This window comes from Bacillus haikouensis (assembly GCF_013179555.1).
In the GTDB taxonomy this organism is placed as follows: domain Bacteria; phylum Bacillota; class Bacilli; order Bacillales; family Bacillaceae_B; genus Rossellomorea; species Rossellomorea haikouensis_A.
In genome coordinates this window covers 1-6,734 of sequence record NZ_JABMCR010000224.1, presented here as the reverse complement: position 1 = coordinate 6,734, position 6,734 = coordinate 1, and the positions used below count along the sequence as shown (strand labels likewise).

4 protein-coding genes are annotated in these 6,734 nt (G+C 37.2%); all 4 read left to right on the top strand.

Annotated elements, in window-relative coordinates:
* The coding region (locus HP456_RS17785) for a cohesin domain-containing protein (RefSeq protein ID WP_246289210.1) at positions 1 to 1,671 on the top strand (1,671 nt) is incomplete at its 5' end.
* Positions 1,672 to 2,107: 436 nt separating this feature from the next.
* Positions 2,108 to 2,821: a hypothetical protein gene (locus HP456_RS17780; protein WP_172253590.1), complete on the top strand. Its 714-nt coding sequence runs from the start codon at positions 2,108 to 2,110 to the stop codon at positions 2,819 to 2,821.
* Between the two features lie 54 nt (positions 2,822 to 2,875).
* On the top strand, positions 2,876 to 3,562 hold the full coding sequence (locus tag HP456_RS17775; RefSeq protein WP_172253587.1) for a hypothetical protein: 687 nt from the start codon (positions 2,876 to 2,878) through the stop codon (positions 3,560 to 3,562).
* A 48-nt stretch (positions 3,563 to 3,610) separates the two neighbouring features.
* Positions 3,611 to 6,734: S8 family serine peptidase (locus tag HP456_RS17770; RefSeq protein WP_172253585.1), on the top strand; the 3,124-nt coding region annotated here is incomplete at its 3' end.

Genomic DNA, 6,734 nt, shown 5'->3' with positions numbered 1-6,734 from the left:
AAGAGTCCGATGAAAACGATCGATATAATCGTAAAAGATGGAAAAACAGGTGAACCTGTAGGCTTTATCGGTTCTATTTTGGAAGCCCATAACATTGAACCAGATGTAGAAAAGTGGTTACTATGGGCATTTTCAGGATCGGTTTATCCATTCACAAATGATCCTTCCAATCCAATTGCGGATAAGCCGATTAAATTAGATGATGGCGATTATACTTTTGAAGTCATTGCAACGGATGAAAAAGGAAAGTCTTATGTAGAAGATTCAGTAATTGTTGTAGATAATAAAGCACCTGAAGTATCGTACAAAGATTATAAACCAAACTTCTATGAAGTCGATGAATCAATGTATACCGATGAAGATGGCTATCATGCCTTATGGGTCCATGCAAATGTCTACGATTCTACCATTGATGTTTTAAAATCTAAGGGACTGCCGTATGATCAGTCAGCAAGTTCAGTCTATTATTATCAAAACTCAGCTTTTCCTTCAGGTAAGTTGCCAGTACAGCCAAATGGAGATGTCAAATTTGGTGTCTTGCCAGAGGAGATTGAAGAACCTGTCAATTTAAAACTTGTTCCAGTTGATTTAGCAACGGCTGCGAACTTCTTCAGAGGAGCAGTAAGCTATACCTTTGTTAAAGAGGGGACAGGTTATGTATTGTCTAGCTATGATAAAGAAAAAGTGAAGCTTGGCGACACCATAACAATGACGTTAGATGTAAACAATGTGAAAAAACTTTTAGCTGGATCATTTGGGGTTGAATATTCTAATCAATTGTTTGAATTTAAAGATGTAAAGCTAAATAAATCGTTTGAAAAATATGCGAAAGATAACGATTTGAATATTAACCTGAAGAAGCCAACCATTGATGAGGGCCTTTGGAACAATACGGTTAATGTTGGAGCAGACATTGAACAAAAAGATTTCCAAGGATTTGATGGAGATACACCATTCCTAGATGTGAGCTTTAAAGTAGTGAATGATGAAGAATATACTGGATTCACGCAAATTAACGTTTCTGAATTTTCATATACAAAAGCGGGATCTTCGGAGTTAACAACAATTCCTGGATTTTTAAATGATCAATTTTCCATAATTCCAAAGCATTCAGTTGTGAGAGGATATGTGGATATTGAAAGCTTCTTAAATGAAGATGGTACAAATGCCAATATTGACTTTTCAAAAATAGGCGCCAATATATATGCACAAAAAGGTAATGGAAAGAAATATAAAGGTACGATTGATGAAAGAGGATATGCCGAGATTCATGGGATTCCAGTTTCCAAGAAAGATTATGATATTTATGTTGAAGTTCCTGGTCATTTAACGAGTAAGCAAACAGTCAAGCTTAGTAAAACGGTAGATGGGGAGTTAATTGGAACATCTTTTAGCTCTCGTATGGAGGTAAATCATGCTGGCGATGTAAATGGCAATGAAGTGATCGATATTTACGATCTTATTCAAGTAGCCGCCCATTACGGCAAAAAGAACGACAAAGCAGATATCAACCAAGACGGCATTGTTGATGAAAAGGATGTACGTTTCATCGAAAAGAACTTCCTAAAAATAGGTTCAGAAGCAAAGAAAAATGCGAAGCCTCAGGAGAAACTTGGCAAAAAAGGATTAGAAGATATTTTACATGCTTTAGGTCTTGAACCAAAAAATTAATGGTACAAGATACGATGAAAGTGAAGTAAAACAACATAGAATACCGACCCTAAGTGAATAAAAAATTTATTTATTAGAGTGCTGTGTTAAAGTTCATTGGGATTTTGCACTAAGTTGCTTTGTAAGGGAAGATGCGAGACTCCTGTGGGGAGAAAACGGTTTACAGAAGGCCCCGCAGGAGTGTCTAGCACTGGAGAATTCAGAGGTGGCTATTCACCGGCGTACGAACTGGTAGTCGGCGACTGAGATAACAAAATACGATGAGCCATAAAGGGTAAATCGATGATGAATCTTCGCAGGAGGTTATCTGAAGTTAGCTAGTCGATAGCCGCCGGAGCTAGACAGTCTCACGGACCGCCCGTGGAAAACGAGCACTTGGAGCGGAGATCAACAAATACATTTAACACAGCCTATTTGAAAAGGGAGGATTTCCTAAATGAAAAAGATGAAGACAGCGTTATTGGGAACCACATTAGTAGGGGCACTTGTCGTTGCAGGCGGATTTGGTACGTATTCTTGGTTTACTTCAGAGACAAGTGCATCAGGGGAAATTGCCAACGGAACATTACAAATAAATAATGGTCAAAATATCACTGAAAAGGTCATTGATGGAGTCGATTTTGCTCCCTCCCAATTAAAGTATGGAGAATGGATGACGATTGACAATTCAGGCTCTCAAGATACACATATTAAAGCAACATTAAGTCAATCATTGGACAAGGATATTAATATTAAAAAATATAAAGTTGGCTATATCGCTTTGAAATATAAGGAAAAGCCAAGTGAAGATGTTATGAAAGCATCGAAAATCAAGCTTGAGAAACTATTTAATGGAACAACCAATGTGGTAGATACTCTCCAATCTGAAGGTGATGAAGTAGAGGTTGCTCCAGGTGTTACTGCGGTAATGGGTGTAGTTGGGGAAGATGGAGTTGCAGAATTGAAAGCTGTATCAGATAAAGAATGGCTTCTTGGTGAAGGGACAAATAAACCATTCTGGAGGTTGAAATCAGATCATTATATCGACGTCGTATTTGCGATTAAATTGGATGAAAGTGCAAACAATGACTATCAAGGTGTGAAATACACAGCTGATTTGAAAGTACAAGCAAAACAAGCGGATGAAGGCTCCAAGTACGACGGGGAATAATTATGTGAGGCAGTCGATTAGTCGACTGCCTTCATTTAGCTAGGAGGGAGTTGTATGAGAAAAAGGAACTATTTGATTGTCATTCAATTCGCTATATTAATCTATTGCTTGTTTTTCTTAGCTGGAAGATTGGATACGTATGCTTGGTTTACATCGGAAATTAAAGCAACCGGACAAATAACAAATGCCACTACAGAAGACTTGTTATCTATATCAACTAGTGACATCATCTATCATACTAATTGTGAAATTTCACAAGAACTCATCATAAAGAACATTTCAGATATAAAAATCCCTATTAAACTTGTAAATAATGAACAATTATTAGATCCCGGAGAATCGTTCAAAACTTCGGTAAAGCAGACCATTTCATGTGAGAAAACTGAAGTGGGCTATCATCTAATCGGACTAAACCATTATATTGATGAAATGATCCATGTCCCTCTTAATCAAGAAAAACTTTTAGCAACGGTTGAAAAGAAAAAAGAAAAGGAGGAAGAGAAGGAAATAAAGAAAGATCAATCAAATGATAATGCTTCAGAAAAAAACAATGAGGAAAGTACTCAAGCTGAATCGGACGAGCCAACAATGCCAGCTGAAGAAGAGAAAAGTGATCAAACTGAAAATGATCCCGCAGTCAAAGGGCAATTGGATCAGCCAGTAATTCCTAACGAAGAAGTCGATCTATCTTCAGATGATGGAAACAAACAAAGTGAGGAAATAGAAGTTCATTCAAAATGATTATTTAATAGTCTTTTATCTTATTTTCAATGGGGGAAGGTTTAGTACATGAAACGAAAAAAACGATTGATACCATATCGAATTCTTAGTGCGAGTATTTTAGCGACGTTATTAATTAGCGGAGGTAGCTCTTCCTATGCGGGCACTGGAAAAGATGATAGTCAAAGTAAAGTCAATGTCGAATCAATTGTTAAGAACAGTCAGGAGATCTTTATTGATCAACGAAACGAAGCAGGTAAAAATGCGGCAAACCAACTAGGGATAACGAAACAGGAAATAAACAATGCCACTAATAAACCATATTCACCTAAGGATAAAGTTAGGGTAATGGTTGAATTAAGCGAGGAACCACTGATGGATTCAGAAAAAAATGAATCCGATGAAATGAAGCTATTAAAAACACAGGATCAGGTCATTACCCAAATATCAAAAAAGAAAATGAACCCAAAACTGAGACACCAATTTGTTCAAGGGATTAATGGATTTAGCCTGGATACCGAATTCCGTCATATAGATGAAATCCAAAAAATAAAAGGTGTTGCGAATGTAAGGATTGCAAACACGTATTCAGAAACAATGAAATCCTCAAAAGGATTGGTACAAGCTCAACAAGTTTGGGAGGAGCTAGGCTATCATGGTGAAGGAATGGTTGTCGGGGTTGTTGATTCAGGTGTTGACTATCGCCATAAAGATATGGTGATGGCGGAAGAAGGAAAATCTAAAGAAAAGCTAACAGAATCAAATCTAAAGAAAAAGCTGGATGAGACTGAAGTGAATGATCGTTGGTATACGGATAAAGTACCAACGGGCTATGATTGGGCAGACAAAGATGATGATGTGCTTCCATATGAAAGCTCACATGGTATGCATGTTTCAGGAACCATCGGAGCAAATGGTGACGAAGAGAATGATGGTGTAAAGGGAATTGCCCCTGATGTACAAATTCTTGCAGAGAAAGTTTTTTCAGACAATGGCGGGGGAGCATATGAGGATGATATTGTTGCTGGAATTAACCATGCCGTCGAAATGGGAGCAGATGTCATTAATTTGAGCCTTGGATCTGATGGTGGATTTGTTGGGGAAGAAGACGATGCAGTACAAAAATCCATTCGACTTGCAACCAATAACGGAGTATTGGTCGTTGCTGCTGGTGGAAATGCTTATTATAGTACAAAAAACAATAAGCTGTCCTCTTCGATGAAACCTTATGCTGATAACCCTGATATCGGTGTAATGGGTTCGCCGGGTGTTAGCCCATATGCCTTGCAAGTGGCTTCCTATGAAAATAGCATTGTCCATAAACCAAGTATGAAGCTTTCTGATGGTAGTAAAATCGCTTTTTATGAACCAGGTTATTTAAAATTAGAAACTGGAATTAAAAAAGGAAAAGAGTATCCACTTGTTTTTGCAGGTAAGGGGGACTCAAAAGATTATAAAGATATTGATGTAAAAGATAAAATTGTTGTTGTCCAACCAGAAATCGATTTTGTAATCAATTCACATCTTCAATTTAATGCTGAAGATAATGGAGCAAAAGCAGTTATTATTGCACCGATTCCAGCATGGGGAGATTATAATGAGACAACTTTTAGCCCATATTCTATACCGGCTGTTGTAACAAGTGTAAAGGATGGACAAAAGCTTATCGATCAATTACAGAATGGCCAATCTATCTCTACCCAATTAAGTGGAGGAATATGGGTTCAAAATCCAAATCATGATGAAATGTCAGATTTCTCATCTATAGGTGCTCCACATACACTGGATTTTAAGCCTGAAATTTCTGCACCAGGTGGAGAAATCTATTCAACGGTTTTTGATAATCAGTATGATGTGTATAGCGGAACTTCAATGGCCACACCTCATGTTGTTGGCGGAGCTACACTTATCCTCCAATCCTTTTATGAGAAAGGCTTGCCAAAAAACATGAATACCGTATTAAAAACGAAAACAGCATTAATGAATACTTCAAAGATCGAATATGATCCAAGTACAAATAATGTGACACCATATTCTCCACGTAAGCAAGGGGCAGGTATGATGCAAATAAAAAATGCGCTGCAAACACCTGTTTTGGTCGAAAATAAACAAGCAAGTGCAGAAAGTAAAGGGTCAGTTACCTTAAAAGAAATTAAAAATCAAATGGCTCAATTTGATTTAAATGTCACCCCTCTTTCTAAGAAAAAGACGGAAGATGTTGAGTACAATGTCTATTTAGATGTATTAACAGATGATACAGAGTACAAAGAGTATGATTTAAATGGAGATGGCAAGCCGGATCGTTCCCACGATTATTTAACAATGTCAAGTAAGCGGGTAAAAGATGCGGTCGCTTTACTAAATGGAAAAAAAATCAGCCATGATAAACCAGTGAAAGTGAAAATCAAAAATGGAAAAGTTGAAAATTTACATGTAGATATTATTCTACCAAAAAATTTAAGAAAAAATAGTTTCGTAGAAGGTTATGTCCGTTTTGTCCCTGTAAACAAAGATTTACCTGAATTATCTATGCCATATATGGGCTTTTACGGTAAATGGGATTCTTTAAAAAATATTGATGCGCCAGCATGGGATAAGGATGTATTTTTGGGCTATACCGTTCTTTGGGATGATTTAGGTGAATTGCCATTAGGTTATAATGCTCAAACAGGAGAATTTGATATGGACCATATTGCTTATTCACCAAATTCAATTGTTCCAGGTGTCTATTCATCCTTTACAGTGTTTAGAAATTTAAAAGAAGTAAATCTTTCGGTAGAGGATAGTGAAGGGAAAAAAATTCGTCAGTTAGGAAACTTTAGTGAGTATACACCTGATGGGTCACCATGGAAATTTTCCAAAAATGTAATGGCATATGAGGATTTTTCTGTTTCTGCAGGAATGTATCAGTGGGATGGTGTGGATGATCAAGGGAATGTCGTGCCAGATGGTGAATATCAGTATACGATTACAAGTACACTTGATTACAAAAATGCCAAACCACAAAAGTTGAAAATGCCAGTTAAAATTGATTCCATTGCACCGACGATTGACAATATTCGAGTGGAGCCAGTTGATGGAAAGTACAAAATTTCCTGGGATGCAAAGGATAATCAAGGTGGAAGCGGATATGAGGGAGCGATCCTTTGGATTAATGGCCAATATTATTCTTTTCCAGAGGGGGATACTTCTT